The following is a 24,966-nucleotide window of genomic DNA, read 5'->3' as shown; positions in this document are numbered from 1 at the left end:
TTTATCAGTCGGGAAATAATGCGGACGACGGTGTTTAATTATATCGAGTGCGATTACAATCGGTGGCGTCGTCACAGTGCCTGTGGCGGTCTCAGTCCGGAACAATTTGAAAACGAAAACCTCGCTTAGGGCCGTGTCCACATTTCGTGGGTAGGATCACAGGATGTGCTTTCTGGGCCATACGGTACAGGTCATCACGCTGCTTCAACAGGGCATTATCTTCTCCACGGTGACGCTGCCCTGGGGTCACATATCGTATCCCACTGTGACGGTGCTCTTCGTTATACCAGTGGGTAAATTTTTCCACCCACTGACGCGCCTCACCCAGTGTTCTGAACCCCGATGACGGCCACTGTGGCACATATTTCAGCGTACGGAACAGCGACTCTGCATATGCGTTATCGTTACTCACCCGTGGCCTGCTGTGTGACGTGGTGATATTCAGTTCATACAGTTTCATCTGCAGAGTCTGTGATTTCATGGCGGCCCCGTTATCCGCATGCAGCACCAGCGGCTGACGCCAGCATCCCTCTCGCATCACACTGCGCTGCATTAACGCCGCGGCCTGTTCGCCACTTTCTGTTTCATGCACTTCGTAACCCGTGATTTTCCGGCTGTACAGGTCGGTTATCATATACAGATAAAACCAGTGGCCGCGCACCACCGAGGGTAACCAGGTGATGTCCCATGACCACACCTGGCAGGGGGCGCTGGCGGTGAACGTCGTCGGGGCGGGCACCCGTTGTGGCCGCAACTGACGTCCCCGTCGGTGGACTTCTCCATAACGGCGAAGCACCCGATAAAAGGTGGATTCGCTCGCCAGATAAAGGCCCTTATCGGCCAGTCGTGGCACGATTTGGGATGGCGGCAGGCTCGCGTATTCCGGCTGATGGCAGATATCCCTTATCTGTGCTTCTTCATTCACACTCAGGCGATTATAGGGCACTGGCCGTACTGCTTCGGGTCTGCCGTCACAGGAAGAATGTTGCCACCGCCGCCAGGTACGCAGACTGATGTTCACTTCACGGCAGGCGACGGCACGTCTTGCACCGGAGACCACGGCTTCATTAATCCACTGGATGAACCGCTTCCGCTCATCAGCAGGCGTCAGTCTTCCCCGTCCGTTTCCCCGTAATAGTCCGTGAGCTTTTTTCGCAGCACCAGTATGGCCGCCGCCTCCGCAAGGGCTTTTTCCTTACGGACCAGCTCTTTTTTCAGTGCCTTATTCTCTTTCTGACTTTGCTTCAGGGCCGCTTTATCGGCGGGAGCCTCAGTCTGTATAAAGCCCTGTTTCCACTGAATAAGCTGCTCAGGATAAAGCCCTTTTTTACGGCAGTATTCTGCGATCTCAGCCTCGCTGAGTGTGGCTGTTTCGACGAGCGCGGCAAAACGCGCCTCTGTTGACCACTGTTCGCTGTTTTTACTGTTACCCGGCACCGGTTTCCCCTCTGCTTTAGCCTGATTACGCCAGTTATAAAGGGTAGCTTCGGATATTCCTTCCATCTGTGCAACAGCAGCCACGGTCATGTTGTAAGGGGGAAGTAATTTCGCCAGTGTTGCAGCCTTACGCTCCGGTGAAATACGTTTCATTTGTCACTCCATCGCCCTCAGGATGATTTTTCAGAGGGGGTGACAACAACCCTGACACTGAGGGTGGTGATTAAAAGTGTATTCTGGCTAACCCTGCGGGCAGTACAGGGCGAAGTGCTCCCCTTTAATAAAATACGTCAATGCTAATAATCCCCGTTCCGACTCGATTGCGAACTTCCGCTTATCGCTCATAACCGCCTGATGCTATGCGGGGGATTTAGTGTCAGAATTGGATATTGCTATTCTCATGATATGTTCGTTGACGGAGAACACTTTGAACCAGAGCAAAGATGGATATCCACAGGGCCCGTTAGTACGAGCTGTGTGGGATTGCTGTGATGAGCTTTATCAGAAACTAGGTCGAGCACCCTCGCGACAGGAATTCAATGATGAAATTGGCAAACGCGAACCTCATCGCATAGGTATTAGCACCCATTCCCGCCAGTGGGGAGAATGGATGCGTCATCATAATTTCTCAACATATACTGTTGATATTCCAGGTATAATTCCGGAAGAAATGCATTATCCGCAATATCTCCGCGTATGGTATGCCGTGACACAACTAAATTCCGCTTCTGCTAAAAATATTGTTCAGTGGATCCGTAACAGCAACGCCCCCCTGAAAGAGAGCGAGATTCGTATTCAACTGGATGCATTAACCGTTAATAGCAACTCCCGATATCGATATCTTGGTAGCCGAAAAAGCGCCCGGACTGACCTGGGTAGCCCATACGACTTGTTATTTCGTAGCGGAAACCTACAAAATACACGGTATCAACAGTATGTGCAGGAGCTGCACGGCATATGGGACATTGGCGATGATGGTAGGACGCCAATTCAGATTGCCGCCCCAAGGCCAGGCGATCGGATGGTAGTTGAAGCGAGAGATGAATTATTCAATGAATTGCCTGACGATGAAGGTGACTTTCGCCTCAAAGCACTACGTGAGGTCATTATTCGAGAAGGGCAACCAGTATTTAGACGAAAGCTCATTGAAGCTTATGAGGGTAAATGCGCAGTAACGGGCTGTTCAATCCAAGTGTTGCTTGAAGCTGCACATATCACCCCCTACGCAGGAGCTTGGCATACCCGTGCTCAGCATGGCCTGTTACTGAAAACAGATATCCATACTCTATTTGACCGAGGTTTGCTCTGGATTGATACCGAGTTGAAAATAAGGATATCAGAACAGTTGGCCGGGACAGAATATGCAGAGTTAGATGGCCGATATCTCAGGTTACCTAAAGATAAGCAGAACTGGCCGTTAACAACTCATCTGATAAATCATCGACAATATTGGATTGAAAATCATAATGATGTTGAGAGTGCTTAACGCTACTGCTGTCTGCATCTCGCTCATATCAGATAACAAGCGCCTAGATTCTGTCCATCTTGTGCCAGAAGTAGTCAATGCTAGTATTGTGATATATCGAACAACGAGTGAAGGCTAGGGTATATGACGGTAACTAGGGAAAGCATGAAACAATGGATCATCGAGTGTCTTCAGAAACGGGGCGGTAGTGCTTGGCCACGTGAAGTCTCAAAGTATGTATGGGACAGCTACGAGGCTGAGCTTAGGGATTCCGGCGATATGTTGTATACGTGGCAATATGACATTCGTTGGGCCGCTCAACAATTGAGAAACGGGGGCACTCTGAAACCTGTTAATAGACGCAGAGATTTGCCATGGGAACTAGCATAGTAACAGTGAGTGTTCGTTTTACACCGACAGCTGACTTTGCCCTGAGGGAGTTGTTGCCTCTGAAGAAAACGTTCCTGCCTGCCTGAATCTTGCTTCGACAGCCATATTGGTGTTCTACTGATATGGCTTTATACCCACTTTCAATGTCTACTTTTTGTACGGATTTTAACTTGTGGGTACAAGTGCGGGTATAATTACTTATTCCTAATTATAAACTACATTGATATCAGTCTATTGGGTGTGAAATTCGAGTCCGGCCTTCGCACCAAGCGATGCAAAGTAAGCTACCTGAGGGTGGCTTTTTTTGTGTCTGAAATCTACTGTCCGCAAAGCTTTTCTTGCTTTCGACTCTCACCATTAGACCTGATTCAATCAGAATCAACTTACTGATGCGGGTATATCCCGGTTTGATAATGTTTGTACCCACACAGAATCCTTGAAAGTATAAAAATACAGACATGCTTATGAACAGTTTGATTTTTCAGAGTATTACTTATTAGTGATGTGTCGAAATACACATAGCCTTACAAGGGTTTATGCAAAGTGGGATGAATAATGTCTTCAATACCTGTTTCCGGGCCGAGTTCGGCAACTTCAATTTTGGTGCTGCGGGATATGCGGCTGGTATTCCGGCAAAAATTCTATTGATGGGTGCTGGCCGGGCGCAAAGCCGTGCCGGAACGTCAAGGCCAGAATGGAGTAGGTGGTATAAGGATGCACCTTACGGTGATGATCCACAGGATCAGTATTGGATTGAGGAAGGGGTCAAGTATGCCATTGAGAACGGCTATTAAGTGGTTTCATCTTGCACTGACAGCCATCTTACTGATCATTGTTATTGGTTTTGTGATGCTCAATTCAGGTGGTAATAACAGAGCAGAAGATAAACTGGTGAGTGCACAACAAATTAGCGACAGCACCTGGCTTTACGTCACAGAATATTCAGCTGGTGGGGCTACTGTGGCTGACGCTTATCGGTATTACTTATCTGGGAAGCTGGAAGGTAATGTATCCGCCATCCTTGCAAAGCAGGTTCCATTCCTGGTTGCTGCGGGTAGTGCTGCGAATGTGAGTGCTGATGGGGATAACATCAATATTAAATACAGTGGAAAAGTTTTCTCATTCAGTAATTCTGTCGTCTATAAGGCAAAGGGTGATACACATTTGCCACACATTAATTTTCAGGCGAATAATTAGTGTGAGACGATGATAGTTAACATATTAAGCTCTAAAACGGCTCCAGAAACTTTCTGGCGCGTTTTTATGAGAGCGTTCAGAATTCTTGTTACGTTAAAATTACTACAGCGTCACCATATTATTCAGCCGCCCTTTAAAATAAATGGCTAACTGTGACAACCCTCAGTGTAAGAATAGCTGTTCTCCACCCAATCCACTGAAAGCGCGAACCAGAGCCCGTTGCTGATCATAAGTTGGTGAGTTCGTCATTACGCGGTATTCCGGGCTGTGATAGACCACTGGCTGACCGGCGCTATATTCAATGTGCATGAGTCACCTTTGGCATCATCCAGTGCGAGTCATTTATCATTCCATCGCCCTCAGGTGTTTTTCCAGAGGGGATGACAACTACCCTGGCACTGAGGGAATGCACCGGACTGGGATGAAATCCTCTGGTTGGCAATTTTCTAAGGATTGATATTTTTTATCTCTGTAATCCTATTATTATTCATATTAATCAGACAACTCAACATCACTTCACCAAAAGCATGACCACCCTGCTCACTTGTTGTAAGCACTTGGCAATAATTATCTCTATATTGAATCCATTCATCTTGACTTTTTTTGAAAGCAGATAACATATTCTGTTTTTGCTCCTTAGTTCCCATCCACCATTTTGTATAATCAGCTTTCTCTAATTCATGATACTTCTCGTTATATACGGTTAATAGTTCACTTTTGGTTTTATCATTCAAAGAACCAAGGCATTCATCATCTTCTTCACCATATTTTGTGATGCAACTTTCAACGGCTTTATTTTTCAATATTGGTAGTGAGTCAGCAATAGCACTAAGCTGAAACGCTAAAAAGGGTAATAATAAAAATATTGTTTTCATTTTAAGTAATTCAACCGTAAAGTTAGCCTGCGAGGATCATTCTTTTGATAAATATCATTTTCCAGATATGTAATAATATCTTGTTTACTGCCATTTTTTGCCATTACAGCTACCATATCACTCGCTGTAACATTCCCTTGATATAGAGTATCAACAAAGGTATCTCTAATTTTCTGGTCAATATTATCCCACGATATACGCGATGGTATTTTTGCCGAAAATTTTACATAAAGATGTTTAGCATAATTGACTTTTTCAGCATATGATAACTCAAAGAGTCTAACCTGCTGGTAATGACTAATTTCCCCTACAAGGGGGCCATAAACTTCAATAAAATTATCAGCCTCACGTCCTGATAAATGTGATGCCAGAGCACAAATCTGTGCTTTATACTCCTCAATCCCGGCCTGTCTTAGTATCGAAAGTATTTCACCAGCACTTCGCTTTTTCATATCAAAACCACGCCCTAACGTTACACCAGAATTATTGGTAGGATGGTGTAAAATGCGCGAGAACCAAGGCATACGAGAGGGTTGTCGAAAAGGTTCCACCGCAGTGATATAATCAGCACCTTCATAGTCGAAAGTCAACTGCCCTTAACTGTCAAGATACCTCCACTATGCTTAGGTCGCCATTCAGCGCTTGAGGCATTGCGCATTGCCTCCATAAACCAGATGTCAGTGGGTTGTACAAGCCCTGTTGGAGACATTCTTAATAGCGATTGATACCAGCGTATTGCTTCAATAGTATCAGTTGAACACTGTCCCGTCACAGGTAAAGGGCGCCCTGTGCTCAAGGTATAACCTGCAGCATCTAACATTAACTGTAGATTTTTAACTTCTTTTACTTCGTTGGTACCGCAAGCCCCCACTGAACTTGTCAGCCGAAATATATGTGGTTTTGTTCGATGGGATCGCAAAGTCCTTCCCGCTTCAGGCAACTGAATGCCACTTTATCATCATTGAGTAAAAAATTAGTGAGACAATTTATTATATTCCTTCACATTAGAGCGGGAAAACAGTTAGTTATCCACAATTTATAATTAGGAGTAATCTTAGTTTAGTTATTGTATGCAAATCTACATATTAGCTAGATTTTATTTAATGAATAAGCATTTGTATATTAATAAAAATATTTAATTAAAGATTCAATGCGGACAATACATCCCCATATAGATTTGATGATCATCTGTATAAATCTTTTTGTGAAATACGTTCACGCCCCATTTTCTCAAACAACTATTGTAATCTCTTGGCTCTTAATTTCTGCTTTTTTTCTCACCAATCTCCTGCCAGGCTCTGCCAAAATGATATTGAGTAGGGTGACTTGTCGCCCGCTCAGCCGCGATACGCTTCCTGATTTATATAAAAATTGGTCAATCCGTGCTGCGCGGGCAACCAGTTCGTCAACATGCTTACAATCGCATACCTGTTTGAAAAATACTCTAATGCACCTTAAAATGAGCATTAAGTCTTTAGTGCGTGTTTTAAGGTGCAAAATGAAGCGTACACAGCAGGATTTATTACCTTCTGATTTAAGCCGCCAGCTATCTGACCTGGGCTATGTTCTGGCGCAAAGTCGTATTGCGCGAAAAATTCCACAGTCAGAAGTCGCGGTGCGCGCCAATATCAGTCGTAACACCGTTAGTCGTATAGAGAATGGTGATGCAGGCGTCGCTATCGGTCAGATTCTGCGTTATCTCAGTGTTGTTCGGCCTGGCGCAACGCTTAGTGATGTTATGGGGAAGAAGGATCACGCCGTACAGGCCGTTAAGAGTCTTCAACGTCCTCGGCGCGCACGGCCATTAAGCAACAAGGAGTTGGAAGAATATGATTTCTGAGAGCACGTTGCTGGTTCATGCATTTTTACCCGGAGCAACGGAGTCTGTTCCGGCCGGAAAATTGCATTTACAGGAAGAAGGCACCGACCTTCTGGCTTCGCGTTTTATCTATGGTCTTAAATACCTGAAAAGAAACGGCGCAATTGAAATTGATCCTGTGGGGTTGGGTATGTTGCAGGGCCAGCAGGTAGCAAAACAGGAGCTATTTGCGCTGGAGTCACCGCTGTTTGGCGGGATCAGGGATGTTGCGCCAGATGCCTGGGGACGACGGGTTATTGAAGCTAAAAAACATGTGCCTGCGAATTCATTGCCTGAATCGGTATATCTGCTGGAGGCCGGGCCAAACCGGACAGGGGCTTTGGATCTCACTCCTGATGGGCAGCAATCCAGAGATCTTGATACCTCCGCGGATATAAAATCCCTGGGATACCTGTTTGATGCCGCGGAGAGAATCGAGAACGGTGCACCTTTGCCTGCCAACCTGCACGGGATATTTGATGCGGGTTCCAGTATGGGTGGGATGCGGCCAAAAGCGACGGTGGTCGTAGAGGATGGTAGTCATTGGCTTGCGAAGTTCTCTTCCCGTACCGACCGCGGGTTTTGTTACCCGGCAATTGAACACGCGACGTTGCGTCTTGCGGATGCGGCGGGACTCCACGTCCCTGAAACGCGTCTTGAAGAGATTGGACCGGGACGCTTCGCTATGCTGATCAAACGTTTTGACCGTGTGGGCCAGGGAGACAATACCGGCAGGCGTCATTTTGTCTCCGCGCTCACCTTGATGAATATTCACGAAATGGCTTCGGTCGAAAGCAGTTATGCGGAACTGGCGGATGCGATGCGTAGACATCTCGGCGCAGACAATCTTGCAGACGACCTGAAGGAGCTGTTCTGCAGAATGGTATTTAATATCCTGGTTAACAATGATGATGATCATCTGCGTAACCATGGTTTTGTCCTGATGGAATCGCCAGTACAGAACCCTGCGAGAGGGGCCCTGGAGCCGCAGGACGATGTTGCTCTGGCGTGGAGAATCAGTCCGCTTTATGACGTGGTTCCTCGTCCGGTGCACTCTCATCATCGTCGGCTTCATCTGGGGGTTGGCAAATATGGTAAAGAGGCCACGCTCGGCAATGCCGTTTCCTGGTGTGAGCGCTTTGGACTAAGCCGTGCTGATGCTATTGCAGAGATTGATAGAATCTGGCGAGTGGTCAGGGAATGGCGTAATCATTTTGAGGCATACGATGTGTCAGGAGGCGATATTGATGCTGTAAGTTCTGCGTTTTTACACGCCCGGTATTTGGGAGGATCTGATGTTGGAATTACTTAATTGCACCTTAAAACGTGCATTAACAAGATAGTGCGCTTTTTTAGGTGCATGAGGTGAGTTTAACATATTCGATAAAGTGACACTCAGGGTCTGACTTCGCTCAAAATTTTAAACCAGCGTGGTTAACGGGAAGTGGACACTCCCAGCGTATTAACTCAGTTCCCGAGACACCTTATAAACCGTTTTCTGGTCGTTTTCTGATATCTCGGTTAAGAGATTTTCACGCGCCAGTGTGCGTAAATCATTACGGGCAGTGTTATCCGATACGCCCAGCGCTTCCGCTACGCCTGCTGCGGAATATTTCCTGCCTGGCTCCGCCAAAATGATATTGAGTAGGGTGACTTGTCGCCCGCTCAGCCGCGCTAAGCTTCCTGATTTATACAAAAATTGGTCAATCCGGGCAGCGCGGGCAACCAGTTCGTCAACATGCTTTAAGATCCGTGTCACCGCCCGGTGGATAATACTGGCCTGGTATTCGAGGTAGTACGTCAGGTCCATGCCATCAGTTTCCGTGTACTGGTAACTGTGAGCATATTTAGCCGGGGCGGCATACAGAAGCTGGCTAATAGAGACGTATTTAAACACGTCGTATTCTGATTTCAGCATGTACCAGTAAAACAGCCCGCGGCTTGTGCGCCCGTTACCGTCTCTGAAAGGGTGCTCTTGAGCAATCATGAAGTGAAGAACGCAGGCTTTTACCAGGGGGTGAATGTAGGATCCTGTGCTGTTAACGAAGTCACACACCATTTGCAGGCGTGCCTGCAGGCCGGTGGCGGCTGGTGGTTGATGAACGATGTTACCGTCATAATCTGCACTCACCCCATCATCGGTGTCGCGGAATTCTCCTGGGCGGTATTTCTCGTTGTTAATGCCACCCATGCCAACAGCATGGAAACGGCGGATTAAATCTGGTGTTAGTGGCTCCTGGATAAGTTCCGGTATTTCGGTCATCAACCGCGCATTACCCGCGATCATGAGTTCATCTTCGGTGCGGGGGGCTCTGCCACTTTCCAGCATATCCCGTGCGGCAAGTGTCGTTGTGTTAGCGCCTTCCAGCTGTGATGAAGTGATGGGTTCTTCCATGCTTAGTGCAGTTAACTCTTTGCCCGCCCCCCTGAGTCTGGCGGTAAGTTCTTTGAGCGCCAGCCTTGTGGCGTGCTTGTCCACCAGTTCACACACAGACATGATGCCAGGTGTAAGGGCAAAGCCGGCCTGCTCGCCTGCTTCGTTGCGATAATGGATCCGTTGCATGGCCGAGTTACGCGCGCGCCGCGTAAGCGTCCAGGCGATAGAGACATTTTCCCCGCTGGACGTGCGGCGGCAGAATTCATCAAACGGAAGATAGCGGCCTTTATCGTCGGTCACGCGGCTGTATTGTTGATGGGTTTCCAGGTCAGCTCCCGTGAGTTGGGAAAATGGAATAAGTGCCGGTGGTCTTTTGATTGGCATATCGCTATCTCAAAATTTTATTAAGTGGCTGATCATCAGTTGGTGAGTTCGCCATTACGCGGTATTCCGGGCTGTAATAGACCACTGGCTGACTGGCGCTATCTTCAATGTGCATGAGCCACTTTTGGCAACAGCCAGTGCCAGTATGGAGCGGCTATTCAGGGTATTTACCGTGCTGGGTGTTGAAATGGTTCTCTCTTCTGGACCACAGATACTTGCTTCGATGTCATCTTCAACAATGAACGAGTCAAAACCGCAAAAAGATTCACCTGCCAGGCGGGAAAAATGGTGACGATATGCGTCGAACACAGCAGCGTTTAGCAATATGGATGAATGGAATTCGGGGCGGATTCTGGGAGAAGGTCAGAGGCGAGGATTTATTGCAATACTTTCCAGAATGGATAGTGGATGAACAGGGAAGACCTTTATCGCTTTCTTTGCCTTTCACTCCTGGTAATCAGCTTTGGCGCGGTAATGTTGTTCGTGACTATTTTGATAATTTATTTAGCTGTTAGCTAATGTCAGACGCCTGGTGCCAGTTGCGATACTCAATAGCAACCATCAAGTGTGCGAGATTTGTGTGTTCCATTAATAGATCTTAGTGTGTGTTAATAACCTATTTATGGAACAATATAATAGAGGGACTGAAGTAAATAATTTTTCTTGTTCTATAAAAAGGATATACTTACGAGAAAAGCTCTGTTTATGGAACAAAGAGGCGTGTAATGGCAAAACCATCTACTCGAACCTACTCTCGCTATAGCCGTGATGCTGCGCGACTGCTGGGGCTGATGATTCGTACTGCTCGTATTGAACGTAAATTGACCATTGAAGAACTGGCTGAACGTGCAGGTGTGTCACGTGGACTCGTTTATCGTGCTGAAGAAGGGGATATGGGGTGTGCAATTGGTGCGGTATTTGAACTGGCTACTATTGTTGGTGTTCCACTTTTTACACCTGAGCAGGTATCGATGGCGTTACATATCGCGAACGCAGAGAAAACTTTATCGCTAATGCCACGCTCAGTGTATCACTCCAAAAAGGTGATAAACGATGACTTCTGATAACAGACCCGATCTGGCGTATGTATGGATCTGGTTGCCTGGTGCAACTCAACCGATTGTTGCAGGTGCGCTAACTCGTGATGGCAACAGGTTCATCTTCAACTACGGGCGCAGTTACCTGGAACGGGAAGAGGCTATCCCTGTCTATGAGCCGGAACTTCCGTTGGTACGGGGGGCGATTTTTCCCGAACCAGGTCTACAGCAGGCGAGTGCATTACGTGATGCTGCCCCGGATGCCTGGGGGCGACGTGTTATTCTGAACCGGCTGGTGGGGGCTCAGGGCAGGGATGCTGACCCTGACAGGCTGGATGAACTGACATATTTGCTTGAATCTGGCTCAGACCGAATTGGAGGGCTCGACTTCCAGCGATCCGCAACGGAGTATGTGCCGCGTGAGTCCCAAAGCGCATCTCTTGAAGAATTAATGCAGGCTGCATCAATGGTTGAAAGTGGCGTACCGCTAACTCCGGAGCTGGAACAAGCACTTTTTCACGGTAGTTCATTAGGCGGCGCGCGACCAAAGGCAATGATTGAGTCCGGGGATCGTAAGTTTATCGCAAAATTCTCCTCCTCCACAGATACCTATAATGTTGTTAAAGCTGAATACATCGCTATGCGACTGGCTGCCCATGCTGGGTTAAATGTTGCACCTGTTCTTCTCCGTCATACAGCGGGTAAAGACGTCATACTTATTGAACGATTTGACCGTATACAAAGCCATGCAGGATGGCAGCGGCGCCTGATGGTCTCTGCGCTGACCATTTTTAGTCTTGATGAGATGATGGCAAGGTATGCGAGCTATGAGGATTTGACGGACATTATTCGCCAGCGCTTCGATGCACCTAAAGAGACATTACGAGAGCTGTTCGGGCGTCTGGTTTTTAATATTATTTGCGGTAACACAGACGATCACGCCAGAAATCATGCAGCATTTTGGGATGGTAAAAAACTGAGCCTGACGCCCGCTTATGATATTTGTCCTCAGGGCCGTTCTGGTAATGAAGCAACGCAGGCAATGCTGATTATTGGTGAAAACCGAATGAGCAATCTTGCGGTTTGTCTGTCGGCGGCGGCTAAATTTCTGCTGAGCGAACAGGAAGCTATTGACGTTATCACACACAGTATCCGGACGGTTCACCAAAACTGGGAAGAGGTCTGTCGTGAAGCTTCATTGAGCGAAGTGGATCGCAACTTCTTGTGGGGGCGAGTGTTCCTCAACCCGTTTGTTTTTGAGGGTACCCCTGAAGCGATCATGCAACTTCGGTGATTCGTACTTATTGCCTATTAATTAGCAGTGGATCGATAGATATTAGGGTGATGCTACTGGCATCAGCTACTCCCCAGACACTGCGGGATCTCGGTGGGCACCAGAAGCTCCTGCTCTTTTTGTTTGTGCCTGAAATTCAGTATCCGCAAGGCTTTCCGCGATCTTTTCATCACTTATCAGTTCAGCGTAAACCATAGGGCGCAGGTCAAAAGATATAAGTCATCGGTTTCCCTCTGCACAACGTAACAGTCAACAATTGAATTTCACCACTTTTGCGAGCATGATCGCAACAACATCAGTCTGTTACCTGGTTAACTCCTATGATATCTCGCGAAGCGTTGCAATCGGCCATCTCCAACGTTTCTGTATGGCGTCAGGGGGAAGTATGCGCGCCGCATAAGCCGTTGCTGCTGTTGTATGTGTTATCGCAGTACAAAGCAGGCCACCCGCGCCTGTTCAACTACGGCCTGGAGATCCACGAACAGCTTACTCACCTGCTAAAAGAGTTTGGCCCCAAACGGCGCACTGACTACCCCAACATGCCATTCTGGCGACTCCGAACTGACGGCTTCTGGGAAATCACCAACGCTGAAGGCTGTAAACCCCGCAGTGGCAACACTCAGCCAACAAAGAAAGAGTTAATAGATAATCAAGTGATGGGCGGCTTTGATGAAACGGCTTATCAGTTGCTACTTACACATCCCGGGCAAATCGACCAACTGGCCCAGCAGATCCTGACAGATCGCTTCCCCGAAAGTATTCAGCGGATCCTCGCCAACCAATTGGGTTTTGATTTTATCGACAGGTCAAAGAACCGCGATCCTCGCTTCAGGGATATCGTACTCCGGGCTTACCATTCCCGGTGTGCTTTCTGCGGTTACGACTTACGGCTGGATGGTGCGCTGGTTGGTATTGAAGCCGCCCACATTCACTGGAAAGCCTATGGCGGGCCGTGTGAGGTGAATAATGGCCTGGCGCTGTGTTCGCTGCACCATGATGCGTTTGATATGGGCGCATTCGGGCTGGATGAAAATCTGGCTATCCGCATCTCTGGCGGCGTTAGCCGTAGCCCGGTGGTAGACAATCTGTTCTGGCAACGGAACGGCCAGTTGTTACACCTTCCTCACGACAAATCGCTGTGGCCCACTGAACAATATGTTGGCTGGCATCGTAAACAGGTATTCAAAACCTGAACAGCGCTACAACCCGTAATGCTGGTTCAGCCCGATTCTGTTTCCCGGGCATGGCTTCTTGTATTAATCACCCCCGGGGGTGATTTTACCTGTGGCGTTATTCGCGTTATTACCAATAATGGCACTTAATTTAGGTACACATGGGCACAGTGATAATGTTTAAATTATTAAAGTGGGTCATTCTGTTAATTATCTCAGTTTTTATCCTTGGTTTGCTACTTGCGCTTTTTATCGCCTCTGGTATCAATGAATCGACCACATACACTGAAAAGGACTTTTTCTATTATCACTTCGTGACCGATAAAGATATTGCAAAAGCTCCTCGTATTTCAGGCGATTATTACTTTAAATCATATCCAGGAGATGGGTATGCACCGTCAAACGCGATTATTTTTAGGGGGGTGACGAGTATTAAGCCGTTGCGGGATTATTTGATTCAGTTAGGTTATACCAGAAGCTACGGTGGGGTAGTGCAGGCGGAGTTATGGGCGAAGCCAAATCAGGGTAACGGTGATTGCTTTTATCTGCATTTTAACACCGCCACTGGCGAGGCTGAGCTGACTAAAGAGCTAAATAATTAACTATGCTCTGGTTTACCAACAGCGATGGTTCCGGTTCTGCCAGTTTTGCCGTTTGCACTTTCCCTCCAGGATCACTTATTGCCTGAATTCAGAATTTACCCGGAAAAAAACCTTCGCTTGCCCGATTACTCAAATAGTACGATAAGCATACAAAACACAGGGAGTGAAGGGGTACTGATGGATACTACTGAAGAGCTAAATGGAACATATTTTTATAATGGTCACGCTAACGTTACACAACAAGAATTATTCTGGCTAATATTTCTCGAGGGCTTTGCTGATCGTACTGGTTGGGGAGTTGAAACAGCAGCAATGATTCTGGCCGGGCAACCTATTCTACCTAAGCGAGTTGTACTGGGGTCAAAGGTAAAACGTACTAGTATAGCCTCGAAGTTATCTCGTAGAATCCTCAAGAATGTCCGCCTTCCGTGGGGGATGAGGATCGAAACTAGTGTACTGGGCCATAGCCGGGCAACTAATAAGCTTGGGGCAATAGTTGGGAGGGCTGTTCCTCATATTGGCTACACTCAAGCTGTGGTCATGCTTGCTGTAGTTGCCAGAGACACGAGAAATAAATATAACATCATAGTCCGGCCTAAAGATCGGATTGAGTGGGTTTATTTCTGATGCTGTTACCCGATGAGCAGGAACTTTTAGATTATGTCACCGAGAAATACGGTGAACGAAAAAATCCTGCACAGAAAGAATGGTCGTTTCAAGAGCATTTTAACTTCATACAAGAGGATTTGGAGGAAATGCTATTTGACCTGTTTACGCGGTACGGTATTGCTCACGGAAATTTTAATTTAGATAACTATTTTATGCCGGAGTTCTATTGGTGGCAGTTTAGGCTTAAAAAAGATTGGCGTAACCACAGGTTTAAAATGCTAACTCTGGAAATGATAATTGAATCTGCTAAAGTAGGGTGTTGGTTATATGATTAAGGGGCAACGCCCCTTAATCATTTCATGCTGTAACCCGATCATTCCATGAGTCAGTATAGATAATATTACCATCGCAATGTTTCCACGTTATCTTTTCATAGCGCATTTCGACAGTTTCCATATGGTTTTCATTTGGATTATCCACGGATGCCATTGTTGGTGAAATAGAGACAATACGGACACCTTCAAGTAGCATATTAAAATATTCTACCTCTTGTCCTGCATCATTAATATTGTACCATTTTATCTCTGCTGATTTAAGATTTTGCCCGGTAGCTACGGCTTTATAAATATACGGGCTAGAATAGTCAAACTCTTTTACTACAAGCATCGGCGAGTGCATCCGCGTTCCGGTTACCTTGCCGGTAGCGTTATCAGTTGGAATCATTAGGTTGTGATGAAAGCCTTTTATCTCAATGCTGAATTCTCTATCCTGAACATCCACACCACCCTTGATAAGAGCACCGCCATCATCCCTTAGCCACATATACGCTGGTATCGCCATAATGTTACATCCTCTGTTTAATTAATTCCTATTAAGAGTGTACACTTGTTTGTGCTGGTTGGTAAACGCTGAGCTATGTACTACATATCATAATTGGGAAGTAGTTCAACCTTAATCAGTTGTGAAGTTATTTTAATAGCCGATGTAACTCAAATCACTTATTGCTCTGTACGTGATTATAACACCATAGCGCGGGGTAACGATAAATTATGGTAGGTAATATTGAACACGAGTAATCGAGCTTTTCACTATGCGTGGTGGTTGTTATATATTCCGAAAAAAGAAATACGACACCTTTACTGCATCCTAAAATATTCATTTTAATGTAAATCTGGACCAGGATGATATTGAGGAACTTATCGAGGATTACGCTAAAGAGTTCAATGTGGATATGTCAGCTTTCCACCTTGAAACCTATTATCCCAGGTTTCAATTGTCATGGAATCCCTTTGCAAAAACTGAACCCGTGCATATTCCCGATTTCACTATTGATATGTTCATTCAATCAGCTAAAGCCAGGAAATGGCTGTACGACTAATCGCAAGGAGTTTAATCAATGGCTGTACCAGTCCACTTAATTTTGACCGATGACGGCGGTGCACTGACCCGTGGTTCTTCTGATGCCATAGGCAGAGAAGGGAGTATTGAGTTGCGTGGCTTGCAGCACAACCTGGCAATTCCGACAGACCCAATGACGGGGAAAGTGACAGGAACACGACAGCATTCACCATTTCAGTTTTCCAAAGAGCTGGATAGCTCATCACCATATCTCTTCAAAGCGACAGCAACGGGACAGAACCTCAAATCTGCCGAAATATGTATGTCCTGCTTTACTGGCGGCTATGGTTCCGGTTCTGCCAGTTTTGCAGTTTGCACTTTGCACTTTCCCACCAACATCACTTATTGCCTGAATTCAGAATTTACCCGGCAAAAAACTTTCGCCTGCCCGATTACTCAAATAGTACGATAAGCATACTAAAACACAGGGAGTGAAGGGGTACTGATGGATACAGTTGAGCAACTAAACGGAACATATTTTTATAAAGGTGTCTGTAACATTTCTTCGGGTGAACTATTTTTCTGGATTTTTTTAGACAAAATAAATGATCAGTTTGGTGGGATTAAAGACGTTGTAGCAATGAGTTGCATTATTCTTGGCTTGCCTCTGTTAAAAACAAGGGGTAAACCATATGGAACAACAGCAGGTACTTCTATTGCCTCTAAATATCTTCGTCAACTACTGAATGTTGAAATGCCAATAAGATTGCCTACTATCACGGAAGCAAGCATTGCAACATTAAAGCCAAAGTATGTAACTAATTTAGGTGCATTTATTGGTAGGGGGTTGCCAGTTGTTGGATGGGCGATTGTAGCAAGTGATGTTAGTCAGATCGTCTATAAAACAGTGAGAGATTATAACACTATAGCCCACGAGAAAGATCGCATATGGTAACTGAACAAGAAGTATTAGAGTTTTTTCGTGAACAGCTCCCTGTGTTGGGCACGTTCACAGGAAAGTTAATACCATTACAGTTAGATGACATATTACAAGAATATTCAGAGGCCGATGATTTGGTTTTTTGCATGAATAAATATAGTGATAAGTTTAATGTTGATCTTTCTATGATGACATATAATGTTTATTATCCATGGTTTAAGACATGGTTTTTTAGAAAGTGGTTTACATCTAAGCCTGTTGAACAAATATCGAAACCTCTCACTGTAAGAATGTTTGCGGAATCGGCTAAAGCCGGAAAATGGTTGTACGACTAATTTTATATATGACTATTCCCCTTCACTGTGTTTGCTGATAATACGAGTGAGGCTATCGATAATTCGCTTTTAAAATTTACAACCAATGCAGAAAACGAGCGTGCATCATAAAGCACTTATTCGTGAGAGGGTCCACTGGCAAACCAGGTCGCCAACAAGGCCAATAGCAACCCTGGTTTTAAGTGTTGGAAGGCAATGGATACCGGGGAGAACCTTTCTGGTTTATAAAAAATTATACAGTTTCACCATTGGTGTAACTATAGTGAATTTAATAAACTAACCCAGCCATTCTGTTATGACCTTTTCCAGTTTTTCCAGGGACTGCGCGCGCTTTCCCTCCGGCATCCGTCCAATATTGCGCAGCTTCCATTGAACTGCTGGCAAATTCTGAATGTGGAGCTCTGGTGCTAAATTCCAGTCAGGCTCGCCACGTTTAAATGACTCTAACGCAGCACATAGCTTGTCGCCGTACAAATCAGGTAGTGAGACAACCGGGATCGCGGCAAAACCAGATTCTTCCTCCACGGATTTCACGACGTCGCTTATCTCAGGCAAGCAGGCAAAGGGATGCAAGCCAGGTTACTTGAGAATATCCGTGTTTTTATGCTCTGCCTTTGCATGGAATGGCTGTTAATCACCAAACACGCCCTTTACGGGCGTGCCGAATAATCAAACCGCATTCTTTATACGCATCATGGCTGCGCGGTCTATCCGCATTCCTTGCTTATCAAAATAACGGCTTGGCCAAATCTCGCTGGCATCCACGCCAATTGCCGTTGCAATCAGTATTTCGCCTCTGGGCCAGGGGCGGCTAAGTGCATTCGAGAGCGTGGAAGATGCCAGCCCCGCTTCCCGGGAAACCGCGGCCATGGAAGTCCCTTTCTTACGCAGTGCAGCAATAATATCTGCCGCATGCCAGTCTGTGTTGGTCATGATAATTGCTCCTTTTGTGGGGTCTACCGCACTTTCAGGGGGCTTACATCAGTGAATAAGCGCCATAAATGCACCTGAATGTGGGAGATGTTATTTACCCCACTAACATGACCTGGTATTGCTGCTCAGGCCACGGACTATAAGTCACAACCCAGGTTAAAGTTGCTGACCGGATTTACAACAACCCCACCATCAATATGTCGATAAAACGCATTTTTTTAAACATATAGCCCAAACATGTTTATGGTATCGACATGTTCCGGCAATATGTCGATAAAACACGTTTTTTTAAACATATAGCCCAAACATGTTTATGGTATCGACACGTTCTGGCGATATGTCGATAAAACGCATTTTTTTAAACATATTGGAGTGACGTGTGTCGCGTATCGGCATAGTATGGTGATGTGTCGATTAAAACGGTTTTTATAAACATATGAACTGGGCTCCGCAAACGCCTTACAACGCACTGCCAGTGCTGCCGCCCGAACTGGATAGGGTTGAAACACGCAATGTTCTTAAAGCATGCATTAGTGCGCGTGCAGCCATTGCCGAGCTGAAAACGGCCGGTGAGTTGATCCCCGACCAGGGCTTGCTGATAAATATTCTGCCCATGTTGGAAGCAAAAGATTCTTCACGCATTGAGAACATTGTAACGACCAGCGATCAGCTTTTTCAGTATGCAGATCACGCCGATAAGGCCGATCCTGCAACCAAAGAAGCGCTGCGCTACCGTACTGCGCTTTATGATGGTTTTACCCACCTTGAAACCTATCCACTCTGTACAAATACCGCGGTCGCTATCTGCACCAAATTGCGCTCTGTGCAAACAGATGTCCGGAAAACACCGGGTACAGTCCTGCGGGATCAGAACAACAAAGTGGTATATACGCCACCAGTTGGTGAAGACGCTATCCGTAATTTACTGGCGAATTGGGAACAGTTTATACACCGTGAAGATGATTTAGATCCGCTGGTGAAAATGGCTATTGCGCACTATCAGTTTGAGTGCATTCACCCATTTCCCGATGGTAATGGGCGAACAGGCCGTATACTGAATATCCTGTATTTAATTCAGGAAGAACTGCTCTCGCTACCTATTTTGTATTTGTCTCGTTTTATTCTGGAAAGGCGTGATGATTACTACACCCTTTTGCGAAAAGTGACCGCAGAAGGCGATTGGGAATCCTGGATACTCTTTATGCTGGATGCAGTAGAAAGCGCGTCTCGGTGGACGACGAATAAAATTTCAGTTGTTCGGGCTTTGATGGCAGAAATCGCAGAGTTTGTGCGTGAAAAACTACCCAAAATTTATACTCATGAACTTATCCAGGCGCTGTTTGCTCAACCCTATTGCCGGATTGAAAACCTTGTAGAACGTGGTGTGGCTAAACGCCAGACAGCATCCGTATACCTTAAGCAACTGGTCGATATTGGTGTGCTGGAAGAAATGGCTGTGGGGCGCGAAAAACTGTATATCAACACAAGGTTGCTGCAAGAGTTGAATCAGTAGTGGTCACTGGCTTTTTGCGGGTTGTTTACTTTCGCCCGCAACGCCTTCTGTGTTCCTCTCACCCCACTCAATTTGCATTAAAGTGCCAATCAGCTAATGCCAAATAGCCGAAAACCAGAGATGATGAGGAAAACAATGAGCATTCTGCCCGCGGTGCGCAGCCAGACCTGTGCGGGGGAGAAAAATAAGGAGTAACAGGGTGGCTTCTGAATCATCTGCAGCACTGGAGAAAACCAGCGGCGCACCGCCTGCGCGGTTGGTGGCCTTTTTCTTGTTTATTATCCCGCCTTTATTATGGGCCGGTAACTTTATTGTCGGGCGGGCCATTCGCAATGATATCCCCCCGGCAACATTAACCTTTTTCCGCTGGCTGGTGGCGCTGGTGGTTATTTTCCCCTTTGCCGCGCCGTTTATCCGCCGGGATTTTCGCCGCTATTTACAGGTTCCGCTGCGTATTATCGCGCTGTCGCTCAGCGGCATTACTGCGTTTAGCTTGCTGGTTTACTACGGCCTGCACCACACATCCGGCACCAATGCCCTGTTGCTGAATTCCTGTGTACCTATTCTGATTATGCTGTTTGGGGCGCTGTTTTATCAGCAACGCCTTGGCGGGTTACAGGTGGCAGGTATTGCGGTGTCATTTTGCGGTGTGCTGGTGATTATTTTCCGGGGCAGCCTGCAGGGGCTTATGCAACTGGCTTTCTCTTCCGGGGATGTAATGCTGCTCGGAGCCATGGCAAGTTTCGCGTTATACACACTCTGGCTGCGTAAACTGCCGGCGGAAATTAACCGCATGGGGTTACTGTGGGTGCAGGTGCTAATTACGCTGCTGGTGGTGTCGCCGCTCTGGCTCCATGAGCATATCAGCGGGCTGGCGGTGCAGTGGAATGCCACCACGTTGTCGGCGGTGCTGTTTCTGGGTGTCTGCCCGTCGTTTATTTCTTACTGGTTTTATGGGCGATGTGTGGAAACTATCGGAGCTGCCCGCGCCGGGTTGTGTATCCACCTGATTCCGGTGTTCGGGGTGGTGCTTTCGCTGGTGTTTCTTGGTGAACCGTTCCGCCTGTTTCACCTGGCCGGTATTGCCGCCATTATTGCTGGTGTCACGCTGGCCAGCCGTAAAGGCTGAATGGGCTCAGAAACGAAAAAACCACCGGTTAAGGTGGTTTTTTTTCGCCTGGGTACTGGCTTATTTGGTCAGTTCAGCCGTCATATGTACACCGTTATTCACATTGGCTTCAGTGATACGGTAAGAAGCGCCAGCCTGTTTAGCCTGAGCAGCAATCTGTGCTTCAGCACCGTCCAGGGTGGAGGCGGTGGCGGTTACACTTTGAGCGAAAGCACCGAAAGACATAACAGAAAGAGCGGCAACTGCAACGAAAGTTTTGATAGATTTCATGGTCTTATTCCTTAAATGGTTTTGTTCGGTAGGGCTGTGTTGCCCTGATGTGAACAATCATAGGCCTGCCATGCAGTGATTAAAATCAAAACAATTTGCGGATCTCTTTCAAAAAATATGAAGTATATTGCTGGGGTAAACGGCCTCAGTGTTCCGCTACGGGGTGGGTTATCTCTGCAAGAAAAAACTGATGATGAACATCAGTACTACAAGCAGGGAAATAAATGCCGCGCCAGTAGAAAACCCATGCTGTATTGATTCTTCATCTTGTTTAATATCGCGAAAGCGGGCCAGTGCTTTTGCGGCATTGGGGGCGGTAATTTCCTCAAACTGCTGTTCATAACCTTGTGCTTTCAGGCGGGTTGCCTCAGTGGCATCGGCTTTCTCCACTACAGTAATCTGGCCGCCCTTTTTTAAGAAAATAAACACTGGCATAGGGGACTCCATGCGAGGTAACAATGCTGCTAACAAATAACACTGCCGAACACTGGCTGGAGCCGCCTGCAGGCTGCGCCAGCCGTACTGGTGCCGCTATTACTTGCAAATAGCAGGCTGTGCTTTCCAGGAATAGATAAGTTTGTTGTCCTGGTAATAGTTATACACCGCTCCGTCCGGGAAGAGTGAGCGGAAAACTTTCACCCGGTTATCGTTGGAGCAATAATTCGTGATGATCACTTTCTGCATATTACTGCGCCATTCCTCATTCTGCGTAATACTGGCCGGGAGCCCCTTAATGACGAATTTATAAGTGAATGTATTTCCCTCTGCAGAGACATCCTCCATCATGGTGGCATCATCAATTAATAATGGCAGCTGTTTTTTAACTTCCGCCACGACGGATTTTTGCAGTAACTTTGGGTCGTTATCTTTTAACTGATTAAATTCTTCAATTTTTGCTGATGTGGATTGTGAACGTATCTCTGCCAGCCGCTTATCCAGGTCGTTAGCGCCGGGGGCTGTTTTGCCAGCCTGCGCTGTGGTTGGTGCTTCTGCGGTATCCGCTTTATCTTTGGATGCATCATCGCACCCGCCAGCCAGAAGTATTGCCGGGAAAAGGGCGGCTAATGTTGCCTGTTTGATCATCACTGTCACTCCATAACCGTATGTTATTGTTGCCTCATTGTAATTAATTATATATATAAAGCACCTGGTAACTTTGTTTATCGTTTTCATTCCGGCATTCAGTGCAATTCAGCCAGTGATGGCTGTGCTTTGTGCCGTGCGAATGCACCATTCAGTAAAAAACAGCGTTGTATTCTCAGCCTGAATATTACCTGTATGGCAATCTGTTTTTTGGTGAGTTTTTCGAGATTAATCTTACTTATTCATTATGGAGAGATGGCATGAAGGGCATTGTTCCGGCGGGATTACTGGCCATGGTCTTTTTCAGCGTGCCAGCACTGGCTCAGGAAAGTGGGGTATCGTTTAGCCATAAAAACTGGGAAGTCGTGTGTGATAACACGCTCACCTGCCGGGCGGCAGGTTACAGCCCGGAAGAAGGTAAAGGTGGCTCGGTGCTGTTAACCCGTGAAGCCGGTGCGGGCAGCGCGGTTACCGGCAAAGTAATGCTGGCTGAAGGGGATGACACGGACAGCACGCCGCCGGTAGCCCAACTGGCACTGTGGATCAACGGTCAGCCCGCGGGGGCGTTAACAGCAACCAAAAACGACGACTGGCAACTTTCACAACAACAAACCCAGCGCCTGGTTGCTGCCATTAAAGGTAGCGGCAAGGTTGAATTTAAGGGCGGGCCGGAGCCGTTCGTACTCTCTGGCGATGGCGCTTATGCCGTATTGTTGAAAATGGATGATGTTCAAGGGCGCATTGGTACGCCTGGCGCACTAACGAAAAAAGGCGATAAGCCAGAAAGCAGTGTGCTGGCTGCAATACCTGAGCCGGTTATTCAGCAAGCGAAAACGGCCACTTCCCCGAAAAGAGCTTTGACCGCGCCAGAAATGGCTGCGCTTAAGCCAAAATTACTGGCGGCGCTGGGTAAATCAGAAGAGTGTGACCTTCTTGATGACCCTGATGAAATGGGCGACATGATCTCTTCTGAAGACAAAGCAATAACACTCCAGCCAGTAGATAAATCTCATGTTCTTATATCGGCATTGTGCTGGCGGGCGGCCTATAACGAAGGTTATGGCTATTGGTTAATGGATAGCCAGCTTGCTGAAAAACCGCAACTGGTGACAACTTCCGGCACTGATTATAGCGATGGTGTTATTTCATTGGGCCAGAAAGGCCGTGGTATGGGTGATTGCTGGTGGAGTGCCAGTTGGGTTTGGGATGGCTCTGTTTTCCGTAAAAGCCATGAAGGTGGCACTGGTTCGTGCCGTTACCTGCGCCTGGGCGGCACATGGGATTTACCGCTCTGGGTGGCACAGGTAAAACCGGCTCAGTAAATCCACTGCCATAGCGTTAAATCACCCTGAGTACCTGGCGTGTTCAGCTTTAACGCCAGCAAAATAAGAAAAGGCCGGTTGCCCTGCTGGGTATACCGGCCTTGTTTTTACTGCTGTTTGCCCGGCGGGCTGATGAATATCAGCGAGCCTGTAGGGCGAACACACCCCAGCCCAGGTATTCACGTGTGTATGCCACGTGGCGGAGTGGGGCGTCGTTAAGTTCAGCCCGTACTTCTGCTGCGAAGTCATCACCGGGGTTTTCATCAAGCCAGCGGCGCATTGTCAGCCATTTTGCCGCTTCATACCTGTCCCAGCCGTCCTGGTCTGCCAGTACCATTTCCACCAGGTCATAACCAGGTGAACGGAATGAGGCAACCAGTTCTGGCAGTGTAAGAAAATCCCCCGGTGCTGTGGCACCACAGGCGCGGGCAATGGTTTCTGTTGGCGGCAACTGGCGCCAGTACGGCTCGCCAACCAGCAGCAGTCCGCCGGGTTTCAGGCTTTTCTCCAGCAATGCCAGGGTGCCAAAAATACCGCCGCCAATCCAGGTGGCACCAATACAGGCAGCCACGTCGAACGGCTCACTGGCCACAAAGCCACTGGCATCATTATGAATAAACTGCACCGCGTGGCTGACGCCAAGTGCTTCGGCACGCTGGCTGGCCTGCTGGCTGAATAGCTGGCTCATATCCACACCCAGGCCGGTAATGGCGTGGTCCCGGGCCCAGGTGCACAGCATTTCGCCTGAGCCACTGCCCAGGTCAAGTACCTTGTCGCCGGGTTTCAGGCGTAACGCCTGGCCAGGGGGGGCATATTTCTCCGGGGTAAAGGGGTTATGGATCCGGTGAGCGCTTTCGCTAATCGTGAAAATACGTGGGATATCCATGGTGCTCTCCTCAGCGGTTGTCCGGTTGGGCGCGAACGTTATTCAGCCCGGTGGTGTTAATACGATAGGGCTGCCCGTTTACGGACTTAATAAGTTTTTTGGTTTTGAGTTTTTTGAAAACAGCGAGTGTGCAGTCGCTCAGCAACAGCCCTTCCCGGCTGTAACATTCAACTGCGGTAACGCGGCCAGAGGTATTACGGGTATGCACAATGCGCCCGCCTTTTGCGAGCACGTGTAAAGTCCGTTGTTCCTGACGGGATAAATTCATACTGAAACCTGTTAATCACCATGTGCAAAAACATGCCAACACCCGCAGGTGTTTGCGTAAGGTTTTAGCGCAGCGATAACCAGAGTGGCGGTAAAGCCAGCAAGCTGATTATCTGATGATTACATTCTCCAGCATCAAAGCCTCGGTGAGATTAGGTAAGAAAAACGGGTGAATAGTAACACCTGTTTTTTGTATGGGAATAGAGTGGCGTGAATAATGTGATCCCGGTGCAGCAATACAGTGGAGGTGGTT

The 24,966-nt window shown here is 47.3% G+C and carries 31 protein-coding genes and 6 pseudogenes; 21 read left to right on the top strand and 16 right to left on the bottom strand.

Translation table 11 applies throughout. The features are described from left to right. Positions 1–129, top strand: a 129-nt coding sequence (locus DES37_RS12205) for an IS3 family transposase (protein ID WP_146211490.1), incomplete at its 5' end; no start/stop codon positions are given. 31 nt (positions 130–160) lie between these two features. Here the strand turns inward: DES37_RS12205 and DES37_RS12200 are convergent. Together DES37_RS12200 and DES37_RS12195 are read right to left on the bottom strand one after the other, a co-directional pair. Next, positions 161–1,111 (bottom strand): annotated as a pseudogene (locus tag DES37_RS12200) (IS3 family transposase); the annotation flags it as partial. Continuing rightward, positions 1,108–1,590 (bottom strand): transposase, encoded by a 483-nt coding sequence (locus DES37_RS12195; protein ID WP_036112060.1) that lies wholly within the window; start codon positions 1,588–1,590, stop codon positions 1,108–1,110. The pseudogene DES37_RS12200 and the gene DES37_RS12195, both read right to left, overlap by 4 nt. A 220-nt stretch (positions 1,591–1,810) precedes the next feature. On the opposite strand from DES37_RS12195, the gene DES37_RS12190 reads away from it, so the two are divergent. The 3 genes from DES37_RS12190 to DES37_RS12175 all read left to right on the top strand — a co-directional run bounded on the left by DES37_RS12190 (position 1,811) and on the right by DES37_RS12175 (position 4,489). After that, positions 1,811–2,923 (top strand): HNH endonuclease, encoded by a 1,113-nt coding sequence (locus DES37_RS12190; protein ID WP_227541712.1) that lies wholly within the window; start codon positions 1,811–1,813, stop codon positions 2,921–2,923. A gap of 917 nt (positions 2,924–3,840) precedes the next feature. Further along, positions 3,841–4,086 carry a polymorphic toxin type 44 domain-containing protein gene (locus DES37_RS12180; protein ID WP_245930051.1) on the top strand — a complete coding sequence of 82 codons (246 nt, stop codon included), beginning with the start codon at positions 3,841–3,843 and terminating at the stop codon, positions 4,084–4,086. Beyond that, entirely contained in the window at positions 4,064–4,489 is a 426-nt protein-coding gene (locus DES37_RS12175) for a hypothetical protein (RefSeq protein WP_110025941.1), read from the top strand. The genes DES37_RS12180 and DES37_RS12175 overlap by 23 nt, the downstream gene beginning before the upstream one ends. Before the next feature lie 162 nt (positions 4,490–4,651). Here the strand turns inward: DES37_RS12175 and DES37_RS12170 are convergent, their stop codons facing one another. From DES37_RS12170 to DES37_RS25880, 4 genes are all read right to left on the bottom strand, one after another. Beyond that, the gene (locus DES37_RS12170; protein ID WP_245930049.1) at positions 4,652–4,798 is read right to left on the bottom strand and encodes a linear amide C-N hydrolase; all 147 of its coding nucleotides are present in this window, start codon (positions 4,796–4,798) and stop codon (positions 4,652–4,654) included. Between the two features lie 137 nt (positions 4,799–4,935). Continuing rightward, positions 4,936–5,364 (bottom strand): lysozyme inhibitor LprI family protein, encoded by a 429-nt coding sequence (locus DES37_RS12165; RefSeq protein ID WP_110025940.1) that lies wholly within the window; start codon positions 5,362–5,364, stop codon positions 4,936–4,938. Then, complete coding sequence (locus DES37_RS25885) at positions 5,361–5,954, bottom strand: lysozyme family protein (protein ID WP_245930046.1); 594 nt, start codon at positions 5,952–5,954, stop codon at positions 5,361–5,363. Before DES37_RS25885 ends, DES37_RS12165 begins: the two co-directional genes overlap by 4 nt. Then, the gene (locus DES37_RS25880) at positions 5,951–6,184 is read right to left on the bottom strand and encodes a hypothetical protein (RefSeq protein WP_245930055.1); all 234 of its coding nucleotides are present in this window, start codon (positions 6,182–6,184) and stop codon (positions 5,951–5,953) included. Before DES37_RS25880 ends, DES37_RS25885 begins: the two co-directional genes overlap by 4 nt. A 678-nt stretch (positions 6,185–6,862) precedes the next feature. Here DES37_RS25880 and DES37_RS12150 point away from each other — a divergent pair. After that, entirely contained in the window at positions 6,863–7,204 is a 342-nt protein-coding gene (locus tag DES37_RS12150) for a helix-turn-helix domain-containing protein (RefSeq protein ID WP_110025939.1), read from the top strand. Then, positions 7,194–8,534: a type II toxin-antitoxin system HipA family toxin gene (locus tag DES37_RS12145; protein WP_110025938.1), complete on the top strand. Its 1,341-nt coding sequence runs from the start codon at positions 7,194–7,196 to the stop codon at positions 8,532–8,534. Before DES37_RS12150 ends, DES37_RS12145 begins: the two co-directional genes overlap by 11 nt. Before the next feature lie 150 nt (positions 8,535–8,684). Here the strand turns inward: DES37_RS12145 and DES37_RS12140 are convergent, their stop codons facing one another. Beyond that, positions 8,685–9,983: a Fic family protein gene (locus tag DES37_RS12140; RefSeq protein ID WP_110025937.1), complete on the bottom strand. Its 1,299-nt coding sequence runs from the start codon at positions 9,981–9,983 to the stop codon at positions 8,685–8,687. 54 nt (positions 9,984–10,037) lie between these two features. After that, positions 10,038–10,292 (bottom strand): hypothetical protein, encoded by a 255-nt coding sequence (locus tag DES37_RS25640; RefSeq protein WP_170123765.1) that lies wholly within the window; start codon positions 10,290–10,292, stop codon positions 10,038–10,040. Between DES37_RS25640 and DES37_RS12130 the strand changes: the two are divergent. The 7 genes and pseudogenes from DES37_RS12130 to DES37_RS12100 form a co-directional block, all read left to right on the top strand. Next, positions 10,280–10,486, top strand: a pseudogene (locus DES37_RS12130) (HipA N-terminal domain-containing protein); the annotation flags it as partial. The gene DES37_RS25640 and the pseudogene DES37_RS12130 sit on opposite strands and share 13 nt — an antisense overlap. A gap of 222 nt (positions 10,487–10,708) precedes the next feature. Further along, a complete protein-coding gene (locus tag DES37_RS12125; protein ID WP_110025935.1) occupies positions 10,709–11,047 on the top strand; it encodes a helix-turn-helix domain-containing protein in 339 nt (112 codons plus the stop codon). After that, positions 11,037–12,314, top strand: a complete 1,278-nt coding sequence (locus tag DES37_RS12120; RefSeq protein ID WP_110025934.1) for a type II toxin-antitoxin system HipA family toxin — start codon at positions 11,037–11,039, stop codon at positions 12,312–12,314. Before DES37_RS12125 ends, DES37_RS12120 begins: the two co-directional genes overlap by 11 nt. A gap of 320 nt (positions 12,315–12,634) precedes the next feature. Then, positions 12,635–13,507 (top strand): phosphorothioated DNA-binding restriction endonuclease, encoded by an 873-nt coding sequence (locus tag DES37_RS12115; protein WP_110025933.1) that lies wholly within the window; start codon positions 12,635–12,637, stop codon positions 13,505–13,507. Between the two features lie 155 nt (positions 13,508–13,662). After that, positions 13,663–14,088 (top strand): hypothetical protein, encoded by a 426-nt coding sequence (locus tag DES37_RS12110; protein ID WP_110025962.1) that lies wholly within the window; start codon positions 13,663–13,665, stop codon positions 14,086–14,088. Positions 14,089–14,265: 177 nt separating this feature from the next. Then, complete coding sequence (locus DES37_RS12105; RefSeq protein WP_110025932.1) at positions 14,266–14,715, top strand: STM2901 family protein; 450 nt, start codon at positions 14,266–14,268, stop codon at positions 14,713–14,715. After that, positions 14,715–15,032 (top strand): DUF1493 family protein, encoded by a 318-nt coding sequence (locus DES37_RS12100; protein WP_211320552.1) that lies wholly within the window; start codon positions 14,715–14,717, stop codon positions 15,030–15,032. The genes DES37_RS12105 and DES37_RS12100 overlap by 1 nt, the downstream gene beginning before the upstream one ends. A 22-nt stretch (positions 15,033–15,054) precedes the next feature. Here the strand turns inward: DES37_RS12100 and DES37_RS12095 are convergent, their stop codons facing one another. Beyond that, entirely contained in the window at positions 15,055–15,537 is a 483-nt protein-coding gene (locus DES37_RS12095; protein ID WP_110025931.1) for an Hcp family type VI secretion system effector, read from the bottom strand. A 123-nt stretch (positions 15,538–15,660) separates the two neighbouring features. Between DES37_RS12095 and DES37_RS26190 the strand changes: the two are divergent. The 5 genes and pseudogenes from DES37_RS26190 to DES37_RS12075 all read left to right on the top strand — a co-directional run. Then, positions 15,661–15,753, top strand: a pseudogene (locus tag DES37_RS26190) (STM2901 family protein); the annotation flags it as partial. A 34-nt stretch (positions 15,754–15,787) separates the two neighbouring features. Beyond that, a pseudogene (locus DES37_RS25875) lies at positions 15,788–16,075 on the top strand (DUF1493 family protein). Between the two features lie 18 nt (positions 16,076–16,093). Continuing rightward, a pseudogene (gene tssD, locus DES37_RS25870) lies at positions 16,094–16,351 on the top strand (type VI secretion system tube protein TssD); the annotation flags it as partial. 189 nt (positions 16,352–16,540) lie between these two features. Further along, on the top strand, positions 16,541–16,990 hold the full coding sequence (locus DES37_RS12080; protein ID WP_036106787.1) for an STM2901 family protein: 450 nt from the start codon (positions 16,541–16,543) through the stop codon (positions 16,988–16,990). Then, complete coding sequence (locus DES37_RS12075) at positions 16,984–17,310, top strand: DUF1493 family protein (protein WP_110025929.1); 327 nt, start codon at positions 16,984–16,986, stop codon at positions 17,308–17,310. The genes DES37_RS12080 and DES37_RS12075 overlap by 7 nt, the downstream gene beginning before the upstream one ends. Before the next feature lie 276 nt (positions 17,311–17,586). Here DES37_RS12075 and DES37_RS12070 read toward each other — a convergent pair. Both DES37_RS12070 and DES37_RS12065 read right to left on the bottom strand, forming a co-directional pair. After that, a pseudogene (locus tag DES37_RS12070) lies at positions 17,587–17,862 on the bottom strand (nucleotidyl transferase AbiEii/AbiGii toxin family protein); the annotation flags it as partial. A 117-nt stretch (positions 17,863–17,979) separates the two neighbouring features. Further along, on the bottom strand, positions 17,980–18,243 hold the full coding sequence (locus DES37_RS12065) for a helix-turn-helix domain-containing protein (RefSeq protein ID WP_110025928.1): 264 nt from the start codon (positions 18,241–18,243) through the stop codon (positions 17,980–17,982). A gap of 436 nt (positions 18,244–18,679) precedes the next feature. Here DES37_RS12065 and fic point away from each other — a divergent pair, with 436 nt between their 5' ends. Together fic and DES37_RS12055 are read left to right on the top strand one after the other, a co-directional pair. Further along, positions 18,680–19,756, top strand: coding sequence for a protein adenylyltransferase Fic (gene fic / locus DES37_RS12060; RefSeq protein ID WP_110025927.1), 1,077 nt, complete (start codon positions 18,680–18,682; stop codon positions 19,754–19,756). Between the two features lie 199 nt (positions 19,757–19,955). After that, positions 19,956–20,885, top strand: a complete 930-nt coding sequence (locus DES37_RS12055) for a DMT family transporter (protein ID WP_072006917.1) — start codon at positions 19,956–19,958, stop codon at positions 20,883–20,885. A gap of 60 nt (positions 20,886–20,945) precedes the next feature. Here DES37_RS12055 and DES37_RS12050 read toward each other — a convergent pair whose 3' ends face one another. From DES37_RS12050 to DES37_RS12040, 3 genes are all read right to left on the bottom strand, one after another. Next, a complete protein-coding gene (locus DES37_RS12050; RefSeq protein ID WP_036106759.1) occupies positions 20,946–21,155 on the bottom strand; it encodes a YdgH/BhsA/McbA-like domain containing protein in 210 nt (69 codons plus the stop codon). A 168-nt stretch (positions 21,156–21,323) separates the two neighbouring features. Next, positions 21,324–21,590, bottom strand: coding sequence for a hypothetical protein (locus DES37_RS12045; protein ID WP_036106756.1), 267 nt, complete (start codon positions 21,588–21,590; stop codon positions 21,324–21,326). 99 nt (positions 21,591–21,689) lie between these two features. Then, positions 21,690–22,238: a protein K gene (locus DES37_RS12040; protein WP_110025926.1), complete on the bottom strand. Its 549-nt coding sequence runs from the start codon at positions 22,236–22,238 to the stop codon at positions 21,690–21,692. 260 nt (positions 22,239–22,498) lie between these two features. Between DES37_RS12040 and DES37_RS12035 the strand changes: the two genes are divergently transcribed. Further along, complete coding sequence (locus DES37_RS12035; RefSeq protein ID WP_110025925.1) at positions 22,499–23,560, top strand: DUF1176 domain-containing protein; 1,062 nt, start codon at positions 22,499–22,501, stop codon at positions 23,558–23,560. A gap of 139 nt (positions 23,561–23,699) precedes the next feature. On the opposite strand, the gene DES37_RS12030 is transcribed toward DES37_RS12035, so the two are convergent. Further along, the gene (locus DES37_RS12030; RefSeq protein ID WP_110025924.1) at positions 23,700–24,446 is read right to left on the bottom strand and encodes an SAM-dependent methyltransferase; all 747 of its coding nucleotides are present in this window, start codon (positions 24,444–24,446) and stop codon (positions 23,700–23,702) included. A gap of 10 nt (positions 24,447–24,456) precedes the next feature. After that, complete coding sequence (locus DES37_RS12025; protein WP_036106746.1) at positions 24,457–24,714, bottom strand: YjhX family toxin; 258 nt, start codon at positions 24,712–24,714, stop codon at positions 24,457–24,459. Positions 24,715–24,966: the final 252 nt, after the last annotated feature.

The organism is Mangrovibacter plantisponsor, from assembly GCF_003182475.1.
GTDB classification, from domain to species: Bacteria; Pseudomonadota; Gammaproteobacteria; order Enterobacterales; family Enterobacteriaceae; genus Mangrovibacter; species Mangrovibacter plantisponsor.
The sequence above is the reverse complement of the archived record's forward strand: the minus strand, read 5'-3'. Positions and strand labels throughout refer to the sequence as shown.

Coding starts and splice junctions, on each gene's coding strand:
- DES37_RS12170 (WP_245930049.1), bottom strand. CDS start 4,798: ATGCACATTGAATATAGCGCCGGTCAGCCAGTGGTCTATCACAGCCCG.
- DES37_RS12110 (WP_110025962.1), top strand. CDS start 13,663: ATGTTTAAATTATTAAAGTGGGTCATTCTGTTAATTATCTCAGTTTTT.
- DES37_RS12075 (WP_110025929.1), top strand. CDS start 16,984: ATGGTAACTGAACAAGAAGTATTAGAGTTTTTTCGTGAACAGCTCCCT.
- DES37_RS12180 (WP_245930051.1), top strand. CDS start 3,841: ATGAATAATGTCTTCAATACCTGTTTCCGGGCCGAGTTCGGCAACTTC.
- DES37_RS12165 (WP_110025940.1), bottom strand. CDS start 5,364: ATGAAAACAATATTTTTATTATTACCCTTTTTAGCGTTTCAGCTTAGT.
- DES37_RS12050 (WP_036106759.1), bottom strand. CDS start 21,155: ATGAAATCTATCAAAACTTTCGTTGCAGTTGCCGCTCTTTCTGTTATG.
- DES37_RS12065 (WP_110025928.1), bottom strand. CDS start 18,243: ATGACCAACACAGACTGGCATGCGGCAGATATTATTGCTGCACTGCGT.
- DES37_RS12045 (WP_036106756.1), bottom strand. CDS start 21,590: ATGCCAGTGTTTATTTTCTTAAAAAAGGGCGGCCAGATTACTGTAGTG.
- DES37_RS12150 (WP_110025939.1), top strand. CDS start 6,863: ATGAAGCGTACACAGCAGGATTTATTACCTTCTGATTTAAGCCGCCAG.
- DES37_RS12125 (WP_110025935.1), top strand. CDS start 10,709: ATGGCAAAACCATCTACTCGAACCTACTCTCGCTATAGCCGTGATGCT.
- DES37_RS12175 (WP_110025941.1), top strand. CDS start 4,064: ATGCCATTGAGAACGGCTATTAAGTGGTTTCATCTTGCACTGACAGCC.
- DES37_RS12080 (WP_036106787.1), top strand. CDS start 16,541: ATGGATACAGTTGAGCAACTAAACGGAACATATTTTTATAAAGGTGTC.
- DES37_RS12105 (WP_110025932.1), top strand. CDS start 14,266: ATGGATACTACTGAAGAGCTAAATGGAACATATTTTTATAATGGTCAC.
- DES37_RS12195 (WP_036112060.1), bottom strand. CDS start 1,590: ATGAAACGTATTTCACCGGAGCGTAAGGCTGCAACACTGGCGAAATTA.
- DES37_RS12120 (WP_110025934.1), top strand. CDS start 11,037: ATGACTTCTGATAACAGACCCGATCTGGCGTATGTATGGATCTGGTTG.
- DES37_RS12035 (WP_110025925.1), top strand. CDS start 22,499: ATGAAGGGCATTGTTCCGGCGGGATTACTGGCCATGGTCTTTTTCAGC.
- DES37_RS12040 (WP_110025926.1), bottom strand. CDS start 22,238: ATGATCAAACAGGCAACATTAGCCGCCCTTTTCCCGGCAATACTTCTG.
- DES37_RS12025 (WP_036106746.1), bottom strand. CDS start 24,714: ATGAATTTATCCCGTCAGGAACAACGGACTTTACACGTGCTCGCAAAA.
- DES37_RS25880 (WP_245930055.1), bottom strand. CDS start 6,184: ATGTTAGATGCTGCAGGTTATACCTTGAGCACAGGGCGCCCTTTACCT.
- DES37_RS12095 (WP_110025931.1), bottom strand. CDS start 15,537: ATGGCGATACCAGCGTATATGTGGCTAAGGGATGATGGCGGTGCTCTT.
- DES37_RS12100 (WP_211320552.1), top strand. CDS start 14,715: ATGCTGTTACCCGATGAGCAGGAACTTTTAGATTATGTCACCGAGAAA.
- DES37_RS12140 (WP_110025937.1), bottom strand. CDS start 9,983: ATGCCAATCAAAAGACCACCGGCACTTATTCCATTTTCCCAACTCACG.
- fic (WP_110025927.1), top strand. CDS start 18,680: ATGAACTGGGCTCCGCAAACGCCTTACAACGCACTGCCAGTGCTGCCG.
- DES37_RS12145 (WP_110025938.1), top strand. CDS start 7,194: ATGATTTCTGAGAGCACGTTGCTGGTTCATGCATTTTTACCCGGAGCA.
- DES37_RS12030 (WP_110025924.1), bottom strand. CDS start 24,446: ATGGATATCCCACGTATTTTCACGATTAGCGAAAGCGCTCACCGGATC.
- DES37_RS12115 (WP_110025933.1), top strand. CDS start 12,635: ATGATATCTCGCGAAGCGTTGCAATCGGCCATCTCCAACGTTTCTGTA.